The organism is Shewanella sp. (assembly GCF_041630135.1).
Lineage (GTDB): Bacteria > Pseudomonadota > Gammaproteobacteria > Enterobacterales > Shewanellaceae > Shewanella.
In genome coordinates, this window is the sequence record NZ_JBFKLW010000017.1 from 51,436 (window position 1) to 71,857 (window position 20,422).

The 20,422-nt window shown below is 54.6% G+C and carries 12 protein-coding genes and 1 riboswitch; of the genes, 6 read left to right on the plus strand and 6 right to left on the minus strand.

The window, feature by feature from the left end; all coding sequences use genetic code 11:
- Nucleotides 1-52: 52 nt before the first annotated feature.
- The 3 genes from ABYK60_RS06740 to ABYK60_RS06750 all read right to left on the minus strand — a co-directional run bounded on the left by ABYK60_RS06740 (nt 53) and on the right by ABYK60_RS06750 (nt 4,337).
- Entirely contained in the window at nt 53-490 is a 438-nt protein-coding gene (locus tag ABYK60_RS06740; RefSeq protein ID WP_372871190.1) for a PaaI family thioesterase, read from the minus strand.
- Between the two features lie 167 nt (nt 491-657).
- The gene (gene exeM, locus ABYK60_RS06745) at nt 658-3,255 is read right to left on the minus strand and encodes an extracellular exonuclease ExeM (RefSeq protein WP_372871191.1); all 2,598 of its coding nucleotides are present in this window, start codon (nt 3,253-3,255) and stop codon (nt 658-660) included.
- A 416-nt stretch (nt 3,256-3,671) separates the two neighbouring features.
- The gene (locus ABYK60_RS06750) at nt 3,672-4,337 is read right to left on the minus strand and encodes a response regulator transcription factor (RefSeq protein ID WP_372871192.1); all 666 of its coding nucleotides are present in this window, start codon (nt 4,335-4,337) and stop codon (nt 3,672-3,674) included.
- Nucleotides 4,338-4,828: 491 nt separating this feature from the next.
- On the opposite strand from ABYK60_RS06750, the gene serA reads away from it, so the two are divergent.
- On the plus strand, nt 4,829-6,058 hold the full coding sequence (gene serA, locus ABYK60_RS06755; RefSeq protein WP_372871194.1) for a phosphoglycerate dehydrogenase: 1,230 nt from the start codon (nt 4,829-4,831) through the stop codon (nt 6,056-6,058).
- A 126-nt stretch (nt 6,059-6,184) separates the two neighbouring features.
- Nucleotides 6,185-7,147: a tRNA-modifying protein YgfZ gene (gene ygfZ, locus ABYK60_RS06760; RefSeq protein WP_372871195.1), complete on the plus strand. Its 963-nt coding sequence runs from the start codon at nt 6,185-6,187 to the stop codon at nt 7,145-7,147.
- A 150-nt stretch (nt 7,148-7,297) separates the two neighbouring features.
- Here ygfZ and ABYK60_RS06765 read toward each other — a convergent pair whose 3' ends face one another.
- The 3 genes from ABYK60_RS06765 to ABYK60_RS06775 all read right to left on the minus strand — a co-directional run bounded on the left by ABYK60_RS06765 (nt 7,298) and on the right by ABYK60_RS06775 (nt 15,327).
- Nucleotides 7,298-8,314, minus strand: a complete 1,017-nt coding sequence (locus ABYK60_RS06765) for an HD domain-containing phosphohydrolase (RefSeq protein ID WP_372871196.1) — start codon at nt 8,312-8,314, stop codon at nt 7,298-7,300.
- A 69-nt stretch (nt 8,315-8,383) separates the two neighbouring features.
- Nucleotides 8,384-13,684 (minus strand): PAS domain S-box protein, encoded by a 5,301-nt coding sequence (locus ABYK60_RS06770; protein ID WP_372871197.1) that lies wholly within the window; start codon nt 13,682-13,684, stop codon nt 8,384-8,386.
- A 227-nt stretch (nt 13,685-13,911) separates the two neighbouring features.
- Entirely contained in the window at nt 13,912-15,327 is a 1,416-nt protein-coding gene (locus ABYK60_RS06775; RefSeq protein ID WP_372871198.1) for an alanine/glycine:cation symporter family protein, read from the minus strand.
- 107 nt (nt 15,328-15,434) lie between these two features.
- Nucleotides 15,435-15,563, minus strand: a riboswitch (glycine riboswitch).
- Nucleotides 15,564-15,996: 433 nt separating this feature from the next.
- Here ABYK60_RS06775 and ABYK60_RS06780 point away from each other — a divergent pair.
- The 4 genes from ABYK60_RS06780 to ABYK60_RS06795 all read left to right on the plus strand — a co-directional run.
- A complete protein-coding gene (locus ABYK60_RS06780; protein WP_372871199.1) occupies nt 15,997-16,545 on the plus strand; it encodes a DUF3332 domain-containing protein in 549 nt (182 codons plus the stop codon).
- A gap of 165 nt (nt 16,546-16,710) precedes the next feature.
- Nucleotides 16,711-17,451, plus strand: coding sequence for an ABC transporter ATP-binding protein (locus ABYK60_RS06785; protein WP_372871200.1), 741 nt, complete (start codon nt 16,711-16,713; stop codon nt 17,449-17,451).
- The gene (locus ABYK60_RS06790) at nt 17,451-20,069 is read left to right on the plus strand and encodes an FtsX-like permease family protein (RefSeq protein WP_372871201.1); all 2,619 of its coding nucleotides are present in this window, start codon (nt 17,451-17,453) and stop codon (nt 20,067-20,069) included. Before ABYK60_RS06785 ends, ABYK60_RS06790 begins: the two co-directional genes overlap by 1 nt.
- 2 nt (nt 20,070-20,071) lie before the next feature.
- A partial coding sequence (locus ABYK60_RS06795; protein WP_372871202.1) for a lipocalin-like domain-containing protein occupies nt 20,072-20,422 on the plus strand: 351 nt, incomplete at its 3' end.

Genomic DNA, 20,422 nt, shown 5'->3' on the forward strand with positions numbered 1-20,422 from the left:
GTTTATTCCTCAAAGCTGTAATGACGGCAAAGTGCATTACTCACAGTCTAGCTCAGCGCTCTACAACCGCCGCCGTCATACGTGAAATACAAGTCAGCTCACCGGCACCATTGTGCACCAGCACCTCCCACACCGAACTGCGCTTGCCCAGATGCACCGGCCTGGCCGTTGCTGTCAGTGTGCCATTGCGGGCTGCGCGCAGATGATTGGCATTAATCTCCTGACCCACACAGTAAAACTTTTCAAAATCCACCACGAAATTTGCAGCATAACTCGCGACAGTTTCAGCCAGCACCACATTGGCACCGCCATGCACAATACCTAATGGATTATGCACTGCCGGCGTGGCTGGCATGGTTGCTTTCATATAGTCATCGCCAATTTCACTGATTTGGATCCCGAGGGTCTTCATCAGGGTGCCACGACCATGCATGCCCTCATCCATCCTGGCACAGTCTTCCAGGGTGACAGGTCTGAACCAAATACTCATTAATTGTTCCCTAACTTATGGATTATCGGCTCAGTGTACTTGCCGGTGTGGCGCAGGTAAACCGGTAACACAGTTAGCCCACTCCCTGAGAAGCAGTTGAAACTCAAAATAAAAAAGGGGATGCACGCATCCCCTTTTTATAAGTCTCCCACAAGGGGCTGACTCAATTAACGCAGGCGACGACGGCCCAGACCCACCAGAGTCAGCAGCGCCAGCATCAATCCGCCCATGGCACCACCCTCGTCTTCCTTCTCTTCTTCCTTGTCAGGATAGCTCAGTGCCACAATCACAGGATCGTGGTCTGAAGCGGAGAAGGCATTGTCAGATTTCTCCAGGCTGCCGGTGTACTTCTTGCCGTACTCGAACAGGTTGGATTCCACTGAGTTGATATGCCAGTCTTCGATATCCACAACGCGCTTGGCAAGCGATGCATTGCCCAAGGCATGGTCAAGGTTACCCAGCTCACCGTTATAGCTATATGAATAGGTATCGGCACCGTGCACCTGGGTATTGAGGTTAACCAAACCATATCCCTTCTCAATCACGCTGCCCTCCTGTTCGAAGGTAGCGCCAGCCAGGGTGGTATAAGACGCTGTCTTAACAACGCGGTTTGAGGTCGCTGCATCATAGTCGGTAAGCACGCGCACAGGATCTTCCATGCCATAGGCATTCAGATCGCCGATCACCAGCAGATCGCCTTCGATGTCCTTAACCGCCTCACCAATTACCTTGGCGGCAGATACGCGGAACGCATTACACTTGCCCTGCAGGTCAGCCGGATCGCTTTTCTCATCAAAGTTCAACCAGTCTTCGATACAGCCAGACCCCTTGGACTTGAGGTGGTTAACCACCACTGTGAGCTTTTCATCCTTCACAGCAAAGGTCTGAGCCAGACTGTGGCGCTGGTACTTATCGTGAGCCGGATTGGTTTCTGCAGTCCCTTTATTATCACGGCTGACAACACCTTCGGCAGCGTGTTGCTCAGGCGTTTCAATGATAACTGCCGCACCCTCAGGGGTTACTCGGGCTGCACGATACAGCATGCCTACAGTAATGGCATCATTACCGAAATATTTGCCATCTGTCTTATCTGCATCAGCAATTTCAACAAAGCTGTAGGCGTCTTCTGCGCTTTGCTCGGCATTCAGGGCATCCAGCAGATTTTGAATGGCGCTGTTTGGACCAAAACCGTTGTTGGCAATTTCCATCAGGCCCACGATGTCTGCATTCATAGCACTGATTGCGTTAACAATCTTGGTGCGTTGCAGCAGCATTTCTTCTTCGGTAAGGGCGCCACGGTTACTGCCGGTTGGGTTGGCATCACCGCCAGCCACATCGTTAAAGAAGTTAAGCACGTTGAAGCTGGCTACACGGATATCACCAGCTTCAGCCACAGCGGGAGCGTCGGTGCGGTCATCACCACGGACAAGATCGGCCGGCGTAATAGTGTTGGTGGTCACCAGACGATATTCGTTGTAGCTGTAGCTCACCATGCCTTCCAGGCCCTTGAGCTCATCACCAACGCGGATATAACCGGTTTCAGCATTGAAATCCGGCAGGAATGGGACAACGCCATCGGCTGCTTTGTAGTCAGACTCAACAAACAGCTCATTGCCACGGTTTTGTTTTTCAAGGGCAATGGCTTCATCGCTCAGCGCAGGATGAACCTGAGTCGGCTTCATCAGCGGTGCCTTGTGCGACAACATCAGGTTGTTGCGACGGGCGGCATAGTCAAAGCTGAAAGTACGGCTGACCTTCATCTCGCTGCCGGCATCCAGCACGACTTTCATACCTTCGAAGCGCTCAAGCGCCTGCTCCAGGGTTTCACCTTCAGTTACAGCAAAAGGTACGGCGGCAGGCACATCGCCTGTGGCACCCACTTCAAATTTCTTGTCGGCTTTAATATCAATTTGGGTCAGGCCGTAAAACTCTTTTACCTTACCCTGAACGCAGACTTCCACACCTGGCTGAATGGCTTCCGGAGCGGCTTCGCCGAGGAATACAAAGATACCGTCTGAGGTCAGCGGCGAGTTATCGCCGGTTACATCCTGCAGATAGAAGCCTTTCATCAGGCTCTCTCCGCGAGCACTGACAACACCACGAAGGGTCACTTCTGTATCAGATTCAAACTTGCCATCAGGAACCAATGGGCTCTTGTCGCCGCTGCCCTGAATATCATAGATAGGCACCAGAGTGGCACCGGCGCAGCTGAAGGCCGGTACTTCTGGCACTACAGCGCTCTCAAGGCTGCCAAGGCCGGAGAAAGTATCGATGGCAGAGGTGTCCCAATCGGCTTCGTTGAACACAGTCGCGGCTTTCAGCGCGCTGCTCTTACGGGCGATAGTCACGTTCAGACCCCAATCTTTGGGGGTAGGGATTGCACCTACTACATCCACAATGGCGCCATCTTTCATCAGAGCCACAGCGTCTGTGCCATTAAAGTACAGATCGCCCGTCATGGCGTCGGTACCTGCTGGCAAAGTAATGGCTGCACTTGGGTGGGTAATGACCTTGATGCCCTTACTGTTCAGGGTTTGACCATCAAGAGCCACCATGTTGAGGGGAGTGGTAGCGCCATCTTTATAACGCACCAGAGTGTAACCGGTCAGATCAACGGCCGCATCGCCGCTGTTATAGAGCTCAATCGCCTTGTTGTTGGCACTGCCTTCAACATACTCGGTGATCATAACATCGGCAGACGCAGCCAAAGGCATAGCCGCCGCAACCGCCACAGCAATGGCAGTCAGCTTTTTAACATTATCCATATTTTCAACCCCGTTATTTTAATAATGGCGCTATCTTTCGTTAACGCGGGCGAGGATTGTTACAGAGTTAAAACTCCAAAAGAAGAGGCCAGATCACAGTTCAAGTAATCACCAATTGGGCTGGGTCACACTAAGGATTGAATAAATAGTGCATCGGAGGGCAGAAGACAGAAAGGCGATCCAATTTTTTATCTTAAAATACAACACCTAACAAAATAGCTTAACGTATATCATACGTTAACTTGATGAATAATTTCCGAAAAAATAAATAAAGTATCTCCCGCTACAATTGAATCAAATGTCGATATTTTGAACTGAATTTATCCGTACGCATCACCATTAACACTAACAGGCTGTGGTGATACCTTAGAAATGACATATGCCGAACCAGCTGGCGGTTCGACAGAACGCAGAGATTATCCAACCAAAGAAAAATCGCTTTGATGAGCCTGTGCCCAACGCAGCAATTCCACTCGATTGCGGGTATGGGTTTTTCGGAAAATTGAGGAAACATGCGCTTTAACCGTGTGTTCGCTGATATTCAACTGGCCGGCAATTTCTTTATTGCGGGCACCACTGCCTACCAACTGAATGATGGTGCGCTCACGACTGGTCAGGGATTCCAGCATAGTCACTGCTTCGGGAGATAGATTGACATTATCATCCAGCTTACCCACCAATTGCCGGAACATTCGGCTGATAAGCGTTCTGTCGAACCAGAGCTCATCCGCCACCATTTTACGCAGTCCGGTCAACTTCAGATCCATGCGCTGATCCGCAAACAGCAACCCACGGATCCCCATCAACAGCGCCGCTTCCTGATCCAATGATTGACGTTCTACCTGATAAAGCGCCACAGGAACATGGGGCACCAACCTGTTGGCCAGCAACGGGATCCCCTTGTTATCCAGCACGGCGCCCTTTTGAGCGATGAGATAAAAGGCATTGGCATTTTTGTTCAGATCCAATTCACTTGGATGCTTCACAACAGAGGTGTTAAGGCCTATGGATTCGGCCAGAGTGGCCAGATGGCAAGGTGTAACCAGTTGGTGCACAAAAATCAATTCATTCACAGCATTCAAAACGCGCTCTCCCTGTTAGCTATCGCCATATTCAAACTTCCATGTCAGGCGCAAACATCACCAGTTACACGAACCGTTAGACCATTTTGCTGACTGACCACAATAAAACCATAAGTCGTAGGTATGAATCCGGGCACCCCACTTAGGTGTAGCACCTGTGCTGATAAGCGCAGTTCTGTCCCATCGACACTCACGCCCCCAAATGCAATGCGCCGCATAATAACAATTAATGTGAGTTCTCAAAATTAAAAGAATCAGAAATAGTTCATCATCTTCATTCCGCTCTGGGGATGACAAGGCGCACCGTTAGCAGGCGTTCCGCCGGCCTTATGCCTGTCCAGTTTGTCTTATGTGATATTGTTCTGATTTTCGAATAAAAACTTTAGCCATCCAGCCCTCCACAGTGTGTAAAAAAAATGCTAATTTGAGCGGGCATTGACAGTCAGCAGACAATTACAACTATTTGGCATTTGAAAGAGGGTATCTACACCATGGCGAAACATTCGCTGGATAAGGATAAGATCAAGTTCCTGCTGCTCGAAGGCGTCCACCAATCTGCGGTAGATGTACTTGAACGGGCGGGCTACACCAATATTGAATATCACAAGGCCTCTCTTGCCGATGATGCGCTGGCCGCATCCATCAAAGACGCCCACTTCGTCGGTATTCGCTCCCGTACCCAGCTCACCGATGAGGTGCTGAAAAAAGCCGAGAAGCTGGTTGGTATTGGCTGCTTCTGTATTGGTACCAATCAGGTTGATCTCAAGTCTGCCGAATTGGCCGGGGTTCCGGTGTTCAACGCCCCTTTCTCCAACACCCGTTCGGTTGCCGAACTGGTACTGGGCGAAATCATCATGCTGATGCGTGGCATTCCCCAGCGTAACGCCCTGTGTCACCGTGGTGGCTGGCTCAAGAGCGCCAACGGCAGCGTGGAAGTGCGCGGCAAGACTCTGGGCGTGATTGGCTATGGCCACATTGGCACCCAGCTTGGCATTCTGGCCGAGACCCTTGGCATGCGGGTTAATTTCTTTGACATCGAAGACAAGCTGCCCCTTGGCAACGCCCAGCAAATCCATTCGCTGGAAACCCTGCTGGCCACCAGCGATGTGGTAAGCCTGCACGTGCCCGAAACCCCACAAACCAAAGACATGATTGGCCGTACTGAGCTTGCCACCATGAAGAAGGGCAGCTTCCTGATTAACGCGTCCCGCGGCACAGTGGTGGATATCGATGCCCTGGCAGCAGCCCTGAATGAGCAGCATATTGCCGGCGCCGCCATCGACGTGTTCCCGGTCGAGCCCAAATCGAACGACGATATCTTCCAAAGCCCGCTGCGTGGCCTGGACAATGTTATTCTCACTCCGCACGTGGGTGGCTCTACCGAAGAAGCCCAGGAAAACATAGGTATCGAAGTGGCTGGCAAACTGGCCAAATACTCCGATAACGGCTCCACAGTGTCGGCGGTGAACTTCCCTGAAGTATCGCTGCCGCTGCACAAGGGCACCTCGCGCCTGCTGCACATCCACAAAAACCGCCCCGGTATCCTGATTAAGATTAACCAGGCGTTTTCAGAGAAAGGCATCAACATCTCGGCCCAGTACCTGCAAACCACCGCCGAAATTGGTTACGTGGTGATGGAAGTGGACACCCATCAGGCCGAAGAAGCACTGGAGCAAATGCGCGCCATCGAAGGCACCATCCGTACCCGTCTGCTGTACTGATTTTTCTGTCAGCCATACAAAAGGTGCCCTGCGGCACCTTTTGTTTTTTGCGCACCTGAGCCATTCACCCAGCCTGCGCTATCCGCTACAATCCACAACAACTCGGTTCATTTCAAGGAACAGGCAATGACATTTACCGTATCACAGGCCAGCTGGGCACTGGACAGCGAAAGCCCGGCGCTTACCCTGAGTCTGCTTAACCATCTGGGGCTGGTATCAGTCACCGGCGAGCAGGGCATCAGTTTTATTCATGGTCAGGTCACCGCCGATGTGACGTCGCTGGAAAAGGGCCACTGGTGCTGGGGTGCCCACTGCGATCCCAAGGGCCGTATGCTGGCGAGCTTTCGTACCTTTAAACAGGATGACGCCCTGATGCTACTTGCTCCCCGCAGCGCCATTGAGGTGTCCCTGCCACAACTGAAAAAGTATGCGGTATTCAGCAAGGCAGAACTGACTGATTTAAGTCAGGAGCTCAGCCTGATTGGCGTATCCGGCAGTGAAGCCGCCACCTTTGTTGGCAGCTACTTTGGCGAGCTGAATGGAGCGGTCAGCTATTCCGAAAAAGGCACAATCATCCGTGATGGTGAGCGTTTTATCCTGGTGCTCAACAAGGCTCAGGCCACGGCAGTAATTAATGCCAGTGGCCAACCTCTGTATGGCGCCGGGGTGTGGCAGGCACTGGAAATTCGCGCCGGTTACCCCAATATCGCCGCCAATCATGCCGGTGAATACATACCTCAGATGTGCAACCTGCAAGCGCTGGGGGGCATCAGCTTCTCCAAGGGCTGCTATATGGGGCAGGAAACTGTGGCCCGCACCAAGTATCGCGGCGGCAACAAGCGCGCGCTCTATATTCTCTTCGGTGAAAGCCAGACACAGGTGCGCCTCGAAAGCACCCTGGAAATTGCCGTTGAAGGTGGTTATCGCAAAGCCGGCAACATCATCGAAGTGGTCAGCCGTGGTGGTAAGGTGCTGATGAGCGCCGTGCTCGCCAACGATACCCCTGCCGATGCCGTGCTGCGTCTGGCCGACGATCACGAGGCCAGTTTCCGCTTACAGCCACTGCCCTATTCTCTTGAGGACGAATAGCCTTGAGGACAAATAGCCTTGAGGACAAATAGCCTTGAGGACGAATAGCCTTGAGGACGAATAGCCTCTCGAAGACTCATGCCCGGAGAGTTCGGCACCGAACATAAAAAAAGCGCCATTGGCGCTTTTTTTATGCCGGATGCATGCCGTTCAGGTCTCAATATGCTGGTCACGAATGGCAACCACCTCCGGCAAAATTGCCTTGAAGTGCTCCACCAGCGCCGGATCAAACTGTTTTCCTGCCTCAGACTCAAGCAGCGCCATGGTGTCTTCCACTGTCCAGGCCTTTTTGTAAGGGCGAATCGAGGTAAGGGCATCAAACACATCGGCAATCGCCACTATCCGGCCTTCAAGGGGGATTTCCTCGCCTTTAAGGCCATTGGGATAACCGGAACCGTCCCACTTTTCATGATGTGTCAGTGCGATACGACGGGACATCTGCAGCAAGGGGTCGGAATGCTCGCCAATAATTTCGGCACCGATTCCTGCGTGCTGCTGCATGATTTCCCACTCGTCTGCGTCCAGTTTGGCCGGTTTTTTCAGCACCGCATCCGGGGTGCCGATTTTGCCGATATCGTGCATGGGCGCAGCATTATACAACAGCTCACAAAAGGGATCCGGCAGTCCGGCCTGGCGAGCGAGTAACCGTGCGTAATAGCTCATACGCACCACATGCAAACCGGTTTCGTTATCTTTATATTCGGCGGCACGACCCAAACGGCGAATAATCTCAAATCGGGTCTGTTCAAGCTCTTTGGTTCGTTCACGCACCTGCTCTTCGAGCAGCCGTTTCTGATCATATAACGCCAGATGATTCTTCACCCGCGCCTTCACAATGGGCGCACTCACCGGCTTGGTAATATAATCCACCGCCCCCAGCTCAAAGCCCTGGGTTTCGTCAGCCACCTCGGCCAGCGCTGTCACAAAAATCACCGGAATATGGGCGGTCATAGGTTCCTGCTTCAGCCGCCGGCATACCTCATAGCCACTCATACCCGGCATCATCACATCCAGCAGGATAAGATCGGGAGGCGACTTGAGCGCCAAAGCCAATGCCCTGGGCCCATCAATGGCAACCTTAACCTTATAATCCTGCCCCAGGATCCCCACCAGAATATCGATGTTCTCCGGGGTATCATCCACCACCAACACAGTGGCCTTTTCCATCGCAACCTCCCTTGTTGCCGCAATGACTGACGGCAGCTTGTCACCCTTAAGACTTGCTATCGAGTATAGTCAGGCAGAATCGCCCCCGGCCTCGAGTTCCTGTATCAATTCCCGCACCAAATCAGCACCATCATCGAATTGATAGCCCGCCACCATTTGACTCACCGGTTTAAGTCTTGCCCACACAGCTGGTGCCACGTGTTCACAGAGAAATTCCAGCGCCGACACAGCGTCCGCATCGGCATCATCAAGTAAGGCTATCAAGTTATTCAGTGCTGCGTTCAGGGCATCTGGGGATAAAAGTTCCGGCGGCTCTACATTCTGTTTCTCTGTGGCCTGCTGCTCTTTGCCAGAGTTCATCCAGTACTCGATGGCACTGACGATGGGGACAAGCCGGCTTTCAACCGCCGCCAATTCGGCTTCACAGGGTTCCCCTGCCGAGAGTCTGATTTCCAGTTGCCTTGCTTCATCCACCAGCACATCAGAGCTGAGATTACCTGCCACTCCCTTAAGGGTATGGGCCAAACGAACGGCATCTTCCCTATGCCCCTGCGCCAGCGCACTGCGGATATGCTTGCCCACCTGTGCCTGGCTGGTAACAAAGCGCTCCAGTATACGTCGATACAGACGTTGTGAGTTTTGTACCAGCTGCAGCCCCCGGTCGATATCCAGATCTTGATGCTCGGGCCAGCTGGTGAGGGAGTCCGGGTTGTGCTGTGCATCCGTATTGTCCGATACCCGCCCTGACGCCTCGGGACACAAGTATTGCAGCAGGGTCTGATAAAGAATGCCCACTTCAATGGGTTTGGCAATGTGATCGTTCATCCCCGCAAGCAAGCACAGCTCCTTGTCCCCTGCCATGGCATTGGCGGTCATGGCGATTACCGGCAATTCGGCAAGCCCGGGCAACTTTCTCAGTTCACGGGTGGCCTGGTAGCCATCCATCACCGGCATCTGACAATCCATCAGTACCAAATCGAAAGACTGCAGAGCCAGTTTTTCAAGGGCTATCTGACCATTGTCAGCAACCGACAGCACCACCCCCACCTGCTCCAAAAACTCAGTGGCAACCTCCTGATTCATCTCATTGTCTTCCACCAACAGGATGCGCTTACCCTTAAGACCTGATAATTGCCCGGCATCCATAGGCTGCGCCTTGCGCCGTACCGGTTTGTGCCCCTGACGGCCAAGCGCCGACATAATGCCATCGAGCAGCCGCGACGCACTGATGGGTTTGGTGATGTAACCGCTGATGCCCAACGACTCAACCTTGTCGATAAATTCGCTGTTGGCATGGGCAGACACCATCAGGATAAGCGGGGGCTGTTTAAGGCCGCGCATCCTTGCCGCGGTTTCTGTGCCATCCATTTCAGGCATTTTCCAGTCAATCAACGCAATGCGGTAATCCCTCAGGGCACACTTCTCCAACGCCTCCATGCCACTGCGGGCACTGTCGACCGAAAAGCCCATACTTTGCAGTGTGGTCCGTAATATGTCTCTGGCGGTACTGTTATCGTCCACCACCAGTACCGGCATGTCTTCCAGCTCCTGCTCAATGTTTAATTGCGCGTTTTGGGCTACCTTCACCGCCACGGTGAAATAGAAGGTACTGCCATTACCAAACTGGCTGTCGACCCCAATCTCGCCGCCCATCAGCTCTACCAGCTGTTTGCAGATTGCCAGCCCAAGGCCAGTACCGCCGTATTTACGGGTAGTAGAAGTATCTGCCTGACTGAAGGATTTGAACAACTTGGCCCGCTGCTGCTCGGTAAGTCCTATGCCACTGTCACGCACGGCGAACTTCAGCACCACCTCATCGCCGTCACGGCTCAGCTCGCTCACCGACAACATCACCTCTCCACGCTCGGTAAATTTAATGGCGTTGTTCATCAGGTTAATCAGCACCTGTCCGAGGCGCAGCGGATCGCCTGTAAGATGCGTCGGCACACTGGGCGCTACCGAAAACAGCAGTTCCAGCTGCTTGTCGGCGGCCTTCACCGAGAACATGTCGCCCAAATCTTCCAGGATGGAATCCAATTGGAAGGGCACCACTTCAATGTCCAGTTTTCCGGCTTCAATTTTTGAGAAATCAAGGATGTCGTTGATGATGCCGAGCAGCGACTTGGAGGCCCGCTCGATTTTCTCCACGTAGTTTCGCTGCTTTCTGTCGAGCTCTGTCTGCAGGCAAAGCTGAGACATGCCAATGATGGCATTCATAGGGGTGCGGATTTCGTGGGACATATTGGCAAGGAAGTCACTCTTGGCCTGATTGGCGGCGTCGGCGTCTTCCTTGGCGACCATCAATTGGTCAGAAAGCAGCTTGAGGCGGGTAATATTGGCAATACTCATCACCACTGAGCGCTCGCCGTCATCGCCCTCCTCCAGCTCTGAGGCAATAACAGCCATCCACATCAGCTCACCTTCACCATCGAGCATGCGCCACTCACAGCTGACACTCCCCTGCTCACTCTCTGCCAGCGCCTGATACAGACCTATGGCCAGTGCCCTGTCATCGGGGTGCATCAAATCGGCCAACTGCTTACGCTGCAGGGTATCGCGGCTCATCCCCAAATCACTGACAAACTGGCCGTTACAATCTTTAATCGTGCCTCTGTCATCGAGGTTGACGATGCCAATACCGGCATTGTCGAACAAGGCCCGGAAGTGTGCCTCACTCTGGGCCAGCTCGGTTTCCATGCGTTTTCGGCCGCTGATGTCCATCAGGTAGCCGTTCCACACCAGAGCCCCCTGCTGCTTGCTGCCACGGGCTCCCGCCTCCAGCCAGCGCAGCTCTCCCGAAGGGAAATGGTATCTGAAGGCCTTGGTCCACTGCATGCCCTCCCTGCCTGCAAGCATAGGGATGATATCGCCCCGGTCTTCTTCGTGAATACGCTCAGCGACCAGCTCAAAGTTATCCAGCACCTCATTGCGATGAAACCCCAGGGTTGCCATGGCCGCGCTGGACAAAAAAGTAAAACGCCGGTCCCGCTCACTTCTCCAAACGAGCTGGTACACGGTACTGGGCACAGATTCGGTAATGGTTTCCAGTTGCTCCCGGGATTGCTCAATGCGTTCCTGAGCCAGCTTACTTTCGGTGATATCGTTCAGGCTGCCGTCAAACAGCACAGGGTTACCTTCGGCATCGTAACTGGCCTTGCCCTTTTCATGTACCCAGCGGATGCTGCCATCACGATGACGAATACGGTATTCCACTTCGAACGCATGCTGCTCTGCAATGGCAGAGGTAATCACCTCCTGGCAATGCTCTGCATCTTCTTCAAGAATAAGCGCACCAAAGCTGCGCTTTTTACTTTCAATAAAGTGCCAGGCAGGATAGCCGGTCAGCTCGGTGATATTGTCGCTGACATACTCCATGGTCCAGGCACCATTAATGCGGGTGCGATACACGGCGCCGGGGATGTTGGACACCAAACCACGAAAACGACTTTCACTCTCACGGATTTGCTGCTCAACCGCCAATTGCTCGGTCAGATCCCGAATGGATGCCGCCACCTGCCGCTGACCACGGCTGTTTGCGGGTAACAGACTCAGGCCAATCTGCACCGGAAATTGCTGACCGCCGCATTTAACCGCATGCAGGGTTTTGCCACCGGCCATCATCTTGTCATTACGGCCTTCGGTAAAGAGTTGGCGCTTGCTTTGGTGACCACCGCGCTCATCTTCCGGGATCAGCGCATCGATATTCAGACTCAGCATGTCTTCACTGCCGTAACCAAACAATTCCTGACAACGGCTGTTACTGAAGACAAGACTCCCGTCCTCATCCACAATCAACATAGCCTCTGGCGCCGCCTCCAGCACGGCATTGGACCAGGCTGCCGCTGAAAACTGCTCTGTCACATCGTTAAACAGCATTTCTACCGAAATCAGCTTCCCGTCATCGTCCAGAAGTGGCTGCATAAACAAATCAAGACGCCTGAGACTGCCATCGTCGCTGGTCATTTCCACCTGATGGGGCGGCACAGCTTCGCCCCGCAGCGCCATCTCCATAAATTGCCAGTTTTGTTCATTGAGGGCGTTACTGGAAAAGAGGCGCTGATACTTGCGCTTAAGCACATCCGCTGAAATACCAAGCACCTTCTCTACCCCGGCACTGACCTGATCCAAATTGCCATCAGGTGTCATGGAGCAATAAAAAGATTTGTCACTCATGCCGTCTATCAAAGTAGCAAAACGGTTACCCCGTGAGTCCAGCAGTGCCTGCTCCCGCTCTTCCAGCACCTCGGCCATCTCATTGAATTTATTGTTCAGGGTGGCAATTTCCCGCACCACGCCCCTGGGCTTTTGCAGGCGTTTAATCAGCCCTTTACTGAAATCAACAATCCCGGCCTCCAGCGCTTCCAACGGCTCGGTCAGGCGTTTGGCACTGTAATAACTGGTCACCAGCAGTATTAATGCCAGCACCAGAATGCTGAGAACTAACGAGCTGAACCCCTTAAGAAAAGTCTCAACCAACTGCGTCTGTGGGGTAATCACCAACACCCGCCATGCCAGCGGTGTCACCTTGGCAATGCTGGCAAGATACGCAACGCCATTCGAATCAGTCAGGGCGACCTCACTGGCATCACCCCCCAAAACCTCTCTTGCGGCCTCATCACTGACTGGCGCCTTTATCAGCCAGTCGCTCAACACAGCATCGCGCCCAAGATTGTTGTCCGGATGATAAATAAGCCTACCACTGGCATCGAGCACCAGCAGCTGTTCTGGGGCTATCCCCAGACGTATGGGCAGACTGGACAGAGCAAGATCCGTGGTCACCACCCCCAGAGTCTCTTTATCACCAAAGGGCTGAGAAAAGGTGATCATCTGAATGTTACCGGCACCTTCGTCGTAGTAAGGTGGCGTCCAATAACCTTTGGGTCGCTCAAGCGCTTCGGTCCACCAATCCCACTGACCATTGGTGTAGTCATAGGCCTCTTTGCCTATATCCAGAGTGGCAATACTCTGGTTCTGACGAAAAACATAGGGGGCAAAACGCGCTTGTCCGGGTAAAAATCCCGGAACAAAGGCAATGGCGGAACCATAAAAACTGCCATTGCGTGCCAGTCTGTCCGAGAGCAGTTGATATAAGAAGGGGGCTTGCTGCAGCTGTTGCCGGGCTTCAAGGTGCCCAAGGGTAAAAGCGAGCGTTTGGGTATCCTGCTGAGCCAGGGTCAGCTCAAATTCGAGCCGTTTGGCGGCAAACTCTGATTTTTCAGCCAAATCGATAAAAAACGCTTTTTCCGCCGCTTTATAGTTGAACCAACCCGACACGCCTGACACCCCGGTCATGATAATGATCAGAGGCACTGCTATCTGGAACAGGATCCGACTGCGAAACGTCGAAAGTTTTTCGGTATTTTCCTGCATACGGCGGCCTCTCGGACAATATCCTTATTACCGGATAACCCGGTAATGTCGGTCAACGGCGCTCTCACCCCATCCCGGGGAGGACTGCAGCGGCTTAGTGCTGGCGGATTTTCAACTTATTGAACTTTTTAGAAAAATAAGCACACTAATTTAACCATTCAACATACGGACAAGCAAGGGCACAGGATCACCTTTTCATCCTGCCCCCCGCTGACAGCCGGTAAAACTTAGCCGGCCCGGATCTGCCCGGACTCTTTTGCACAGCGCTGCACCGGCGTGCCGGCATTTGGCAAACAGCCAGCTGTATTGAGCGCATCCCGCACGCCAAAGTAACGCTGACTTTCTGCAAGGATAACGCTGCGCAGCCCAATCAGCGCAATCAGGTTCGGAATAGCCATCAGGCCATTGACTATGTCGGCCAGCAGCCAGATAAGGTCGAGCTTGATAAAGGCACCACCGGCAATCAGCAGCAAAAACACCAGCCGGTAAAGAGCACTGTAACGGCCTCCGGTGAGGTAGCCCCAGCAACGCTCGCCATAATAGTTCCAGCCCAGAATAGTGGTAAAAGCAAAGCACACCAGTGCCACAGTGACCAGATATTGCCCCAACAAAGGTCCGGTAGCCGCAGAAAAGGCCGCGCTGGTCATGGCTGCACCGGCACTGTCACCATTCCATACACCTGTGATGATCAGCACCAGCCCTGTCATGGTGCAGATAATCAGGGTATCGAAAAAAGTCCCGGTCATGCTCACCAACCCCTGCTCCACCGGCTCTTTGGTGCGGGCGGTGGCCGCAGCGATAGGCGCACTGCCAAGGCCCGACTCATTGGAAAACACCCCGCGGGCAATACCGGTTTGAATAGCCAAGGCCACGGTTGCCCCCAAAAAGCCGCCAGCGGCAGCAACCGGGGTAAAGGCCGCATTAATCACCAAAGACAACGCCGGTGTTATAGCCTGGTAACCGCTGACCAGCACCCAAAGGCAAGCCAGCACGTAACCGATAGCCATACTGGGCACCAGAGTCTGGGCAACCGAAGCAATGCGCTTAACGCCCCCCAAGGTCACGGCCGCAACCAACAGGGTCAGCACACTGGCAGTCAGCCAGGTGGGCACGGCAAAAGCCACCGTCATGGCATCGCTGATGGCGTTAACCTGAGCAAAGGTGCCTATGCCGAAAAAAGCCACACCTACCCCGAAAACGGCAAACAGCCTGGCAAGCCAGCCCAGCCCCAGTCCGAATTCAATGTAATACATGGGGCCACCGGCCATATTGCCCCTGTTGTCAGTGGTACGGTATTTAACCGCCAGCAAACACTCGGCGTACTTGGTGGCCATGCCGAAAAAGGCCGCTACCCACATCCAGAACAGGGCGCCCGGACCACCCAGCTTAATGGCGGTTGCCACCCCGACTATATTGCCGGTGCCTATGGTGGCCGACAGCGCGGTGCACAGCGCTCCAAAGGACGATAACTCCCCCTTGCCGGATGCCGGTTTAAACAGCAGCGACAGGGCAAGAGGCAGTTTGACAAGCTGCAACAGCTTCAGCCGCACAGTGAAGTACAGGCCTGTACCCACCAATAAACACAGGGTCACAGGACCCCAGACGATAGCGTTCAACTGCGTCAGCAGTGCGTGAAAATCCATAGCATCCTCGGTTATTAAATTAATAAACGGAGGAGGAAAAGAAATGGCTGCGAACCACGGAGGAAGAAACCTGTGGCAAAAGGCCACCCGGGGAGGGCGGTGCAATCATCCTCTCCTCTGTCCTTTTGCCTGAGCGTTTCACCCCAAAGGGGCTTTCGCCTTCGGCGCCCGGCGCTTGTTTGGTGTGCCGCAAATGATACACAGCCAACAGCCCGGATCTCTCCAGAGGCTCGTCCAGTAACAGTCCACACCAGGTCAATTCCTGGCACCTGAAAGAGTCCTTCGACATGCATCGAAGTTGGCCTCGTCGGTGTGGGGCACGCCCCAACTCTCCTGCTACCTTCATCCGAACGGAACCCGCAGCAGTGCTGCGGGGTGGGCAAGATTGCCAGATGCCCAAAAGACTGACAACCGCCTCCAGCCAAAGCGTGAAGCCCATCAAAAATAATCTGTATCTGCGGTGAAAAGTGTGTAACACGAAGGCGGCATCACAGGCTGTGGCATACAGAAATCAAACCCCTTGAACGGCTTGCTTACAAACATCCCAAGACAGCTACAGCAACAACAAAAACCTTACCCCAAACTGTGAATCACGCCCCTGAAGCAAACAACCCAGACACTAGAATCTCCGCCCGCTGTGCCAGCTATGGCTTCTTATGGAAAACAACGATGAAACTGAACAAAATCACCCTCACTCTGGCTCTGGTTGCCAGTACCCAGCTAACGGCCTGTATGGGACAGATGGGGCTGAGCAGTATGCTGACCCAGGGCAATCTGTCAGCGGTGGATAACCGCTATGGACGGGCCGGCTTATACCTGTTACTGGCGCCGGTTTATGGTCTCACCGCAACCGCAGACTTATTTATCTTCAACAGCATCGAATTCTGGACCGGCAAGAACCCCATCACAGGCAAATCTCCGGCACTGGTGGATATGCCCGCGAAGACCATCATCAAGGTGAACGACAAGCTGGACAAAGAACTCACTGATGCGCCGCTCAAGGGCGCGCTGGGTGCCAACAACAATCAGCAGATTGAAGATGCGCAGTTTACGGCCATCGATGACAACACCCTGGCCATGCTGGTGCGTTTCAGCGATGGCAGCGAACAGACCATGACCGGCAAACGCAATGGCGAAAAGGTCGACTTCTTTGTCGACAACAACTTTGTGACCAGCGTAAGCATCGACGAGCTGAGCGCCTACGCAAAGAGCCGTTAACGCCCCCTGATGCCTGCGCCCCCTGAAGGCACCTTGGTCTGCCTGGGGCGCGGGCAATGCCTACTTTCAGCGCATCGCGGCTGATCTTTTCCGATTGTTTCAGCGTAGTTTTTCCCAAAGCAGCAGGTTATCCTTTGGCCTGCAGCAGATGCACAGGGAGATGTTATGACTGGACAGGCAACAGCGCCGGTAGTCGCCATGCAGGAGATCAGCAAGAGTTTTCAGGACGGTGCCGAACGTCATCGGGTGCTGGATAAACTCACGCTGGAAATCCACCCCGGCGAAACCGTGGCACTTACCGGCCCAAGCGGCAGCGGTAAAAGCACCCTGCTTAATCTTATTGCCGGCTTCGACCACCCTGACTCAGGGCTGCTCAAGCTCCTTGGCAAGCCTGCCAATCCATTCAGCGCCAACGATTGGGACAGCTTTCGCCGCCGCGAACTGGGCATGGTATTTCAGCAGTTCAATCTGCTGGAACCCCTCGATGTGCGTGCCAATATTCACTTTCCCCTCGCCCTCAACCAACGCCCATGGGATGAATGGTGCAACACCCTGGTAACGCGTTTGGGGCTGACAGAGCTGTTGGCGCGTCCGGTAGACAGTCTCTCCGGTGGTCAGCAACAAAGAGTCGCCATTGCCCGGGCGCTGTCCCAGCGCCCGCCGCTGCTGCTTGCCGATGAACCCACAGGCAACCTCGATGAACATGCCGGTGACGAAGTGATGTCGCTGCTCACCAGTCTCGCCCGCGAGAGTCACACCGCCATATTGATGGTGACCCACAGCGAACGCTGCGCCGCCTTTATGCAACGGCGCTGGCATCTGAGCGGCGGCAAGATAGCCGAGCGCCAGACTGCCAACTCCCCGCTGGGCGGGGATGTCGCCTGCCCGCCGGCGGGGCAATACTGATGGCATCACCCCAACTGCACAGCGCCTATCGGGGGCTGTGGCTGAGCCTTAACGTATTTGTCGGCCATTACCGCCGCGCGCCGCTGCAGGCAGGCGCCATTTTGCTCGGCATTATGCTGTCGGTGATACTGCTCACGGCGGTAAAAAGCATCAATGAAAATGCCCGCACAAGTTATCGCGAAGCCACGGCGCCACTCTCGGGACGGGCAGCCTTTACCCTGCTGCCAAGCGGCGGAGAAACCTTCCTCGATGATGAGGTCTATTTTCGTTTAAGCCGTCAGGGGCTCAAGCTGATGCCCCGTTTAAACGGCGTCATGACAACCGACACGGGTCGGCGTTTTTATCTCGATGGCGTCGACATTATCGCCGCCACTTCCGCTGCCGCCCATGTATCCTCCACAGATGAAGTATCAGCGCCTGCCCCCCAAAGTCCGCTTTCCGCCAGCCTTGAACTTGGCAGGCTGCTCAGTGGAGAACCAATACTGCTGCTCAGTCAAAGCAACCTTAATCAGATTCTTGCCAGAGGCGAACTCAGCCTCAACGGCAAACCCATCGAGCTGATTGGTCTGGACGATGCCACGGGCATTGGCAACGCCATTGTGGCCGACCTTGCCTTCGCCCGGCAGGCACTGAAGGCCACAGCGGTGTTAAGCAGTATTGAAGTGCTCGATAACATCACCGAGGCCGCATTAGATCAGCGGCTTACAGCCGCCGGTATCGATAAATCGCGGCTGGAAATCATCCCCCAGGACAATGGCGCTGCGCTTACCGAGCTGACCGGAAGCTTCCATTTAAGCCTTAAAGCCATGGGCTTACTGGCCTTTGTAGTGGGCCTGTTTATTGCCTACAACGGCGTGCGCTACAGCCTGATGAAGCGCACCCGATTGTTGCTGCAACTGCGCCAGCTCGGCGTTGGCCAGCGCACACTGCTGGGTGCCCTGGTTCTGGAGCTGATGCTGATGGTTAGTCTGGGGGCTGGCACAGGCTTTGTACTGGGGCTGTGGCTGGGTCAGGGGCTGATGCCGCTGGTGGCCATGACGCTGGAACAAATTTATGGGGCGCGGCTGCTGCCCGGTCACTGGCAACCCGGCTGGTTTATTGAAGCCTTTGTGCTGACCGCTGCCGCCAGCCTGTTTGCCTGCATCCCCTTGATGGCAAGGTTGGTCGCCACGCCGCTTGCCAGCGGCAGACATCAGGCAGCAACCCAGGGGTTTGATGCCAAAATGCAGCGGCTGCAACAGCGTGTTGCCTGCATCCTGATGTTGCTTGCGCTGCTGCTCAGCCTGATGGAGCCTGCGGTACGCCAGCTGGAGCCCGGGCTGAGCCAATACCTGCGCGAGGCCAGCCTGCCACGGCTGTTACCGCTCTACAGCCTGTGTCTTATTGCGCTGGTCACCCTTTGTGTGCCGCTGCTGCTGCCGGGCGTGCTGTCACGATTGCCCGACATGCTGGGCAAGCTCGGGATTAGCCGTCCGGGTTTACCCCAATATCTGGTGGCCGAACTAAAAGTGCTCAGTGCCCCCATGTCGCTGGCCATGATGGCCATGCTGCTGGCGCTGTCGGCCAATATCGCCATGACCACCCTGGTTGGCAGCTTTGAAGGCACCCTTAAGGTGTGGCTGAACCAAAGGTTGCACGCCGATATTTACTTAAGACCCGGCGATAGCCGCATGCCCGAAGTGATGGCAAGACTTGAAGGCGACAGCCGCATCAGTGCCAGCTACCGCCAGTACTCAAGCCCGGCTCTGCTTACCGGCTTTGGCGCACAGGGCGATACCCGTTTCAGATTGCTGGCGCGCGACAGTGTTTCAGTGCGGGAAACCAGCACCCTGAAAACGCTTGATGCCCCGCTGTGGCAAGCCATGCAGCAAGGGGGCAGGCAGATCCTGGTGAACGAACCCATGGCGCTCAAACTGGGCATCAAGCCCGGCGACCAGCTGACGGTGAACCTGGCTGGCAACCAGCACAGCCTGACAGTTGCCGGTATTTTTTACGATCATGGCAATCAACAGCTGGAAACCCTTATCGAAGAGCGCCTGTGGCAGCAGCTCAAGCTGTCACCTACCCCCATCAGTCTGGCCTTAAGCTGCAACGATTGCGATGCCGAAAAGCTTGCCGATGACCTTGCCGGCGAACTTGAGCTGTCACGTTCACAGATTTACAGTCAGCAGAACATCAAAAACATTGCCTTTGACATGTTCGGCCGCACCTTTGAAATTACCGCCAGCCTTGGCACCCTCACCCTGCTGGTGGCCTCCGTTGGCCTTTTTTCGGCGCTGTCCATGCTGTCTGCCAGCCGTGAAAATCCACTGGCACGCCTGCATGCCCTCGGGGTAAGCCGCCCTGAGTTACTGCTGATGAGCGCCATGCAGATGCTGCTGATGGTACTGGCCACCGCCTTGCTGGCCATTCCCATGGCCTGGGTTCTCGCCTGGCTTTTGATCCACAAAGTGATTTTGCTGTCGTTTGGATGGAGCCTCACCATGGACTGGCAATGGTTGCCTGTCCTTGGTGCCATAGGTGCCGCGCTGTTGTCGGCCTCTCTGGCACTGGCCTGGCCCCTGTGGCGCCAAAGCCGCCGCCCCATTATCCGCAGTTTACAACAGGAGGTGCTGTGAGCATGGGCGGTAGATTTCCCCACATTGTTGCACTGCTGCTGACCTTGCTTTGGGGCTGCGCCTGCAGCGAGGTCAGCACAACTGAGCCGGTTTCAGCCACATCAACGGGCATGGGCGAGTTGATGGCAGGTGATATCGAGGGTTTTGATAAAGTGAGCCCCCATACACGGCTAAGCTTCCCCGCCGACCATGGCCCGCACAATAACTTCCGCCAGGAGTGGTGGTATCTCACCGCCAACTTAACAACCGCGGCCGGTGAGCCGTTGGGGCTGCAATGGACCCAGTTTCGGGTCGCGCTCAAGCCGCAAACCGCCGTTGAGCAAACCGCTGACGACTGGCAAAGCCCGCAGCTG

What these genes read in the sequence shown, in the direction of transcription:
- ABYK60_RS06740 (WP_372871190.1), bottom strand. Translation starts at nt 490, where the DNA reads ATGAGTATTTGGTTCAGACCTGTCACCCTGGAAGACTGTGCCAGGATG.
- exeM (WP_372871191.1), bottom strand. Translation starts at nt 3,255, where the DNA reads ATGGATAATGTTAAAAAGCTGACTGCCATTGCTGTGGCGGTTGCGGCG.
- serA (WP_372871194.1), top strand. Translation starts at nt 4,829, where the DNA reads ATGGCGAAACATTCGCTGGATAAGGATAAGATCAAGTTCCTGCTGCTC.
- ygfZ (WP_372871195.1), top strand. Translation starts at nt 6,185, where the DNA reads ATGACATTTACCGTATCACAGGCCAGCTGGGCACTGGACAGCGAAAGC.
- ABYK60_RS06765 (WP_372871196.1), bottom strand. Translation starts at nt 8,314, where the DNA reads ATGGAAAAGGCCACTGTGTTGGTGGTGGATGATACCCCGGAGAACATC.
- ABYK60_RS06770 (WP_372871197.1), bottom strand. Translation starts at nt 13,684, where the DNA reads ATGCAGGAAAATACCGAAAAACTTTCGACGTTTCGCAGTCGGATCCTG.
- ABYK60_RS06775 (WP_372871198.1), bottom strand. Translation starts at nt 15,327, where the DNA reads ATGGATTTTCACGCACTGCTGACGCAGTTGAACGCTATCGTCTGGGGT.
- ABYK60_RS06780 (WP_372871199.1), top strand. Translation starts at nt 15,997, where the DNA reads ATGAAACTGAACAAAATCACCCTCACTCTGGCTCTGGTTGCCAGTACC.
- ABYK60_RS06785 (WP_372871200.1), top strand. Translation starts at nt 16,711, where the DNA reads ATGACTGGACAGGCAACAGCGCCGGTAGTCGCCATGCAGGAGATCAGC.
- ABYK60_RS06790 (WP_372871201.1), top strand. Translation starts at nt 17,451, where the DNA reads ATGGCATCACCCCAACTGCACAGCGCCTATCGGGGGCTGTGGCTGAGC.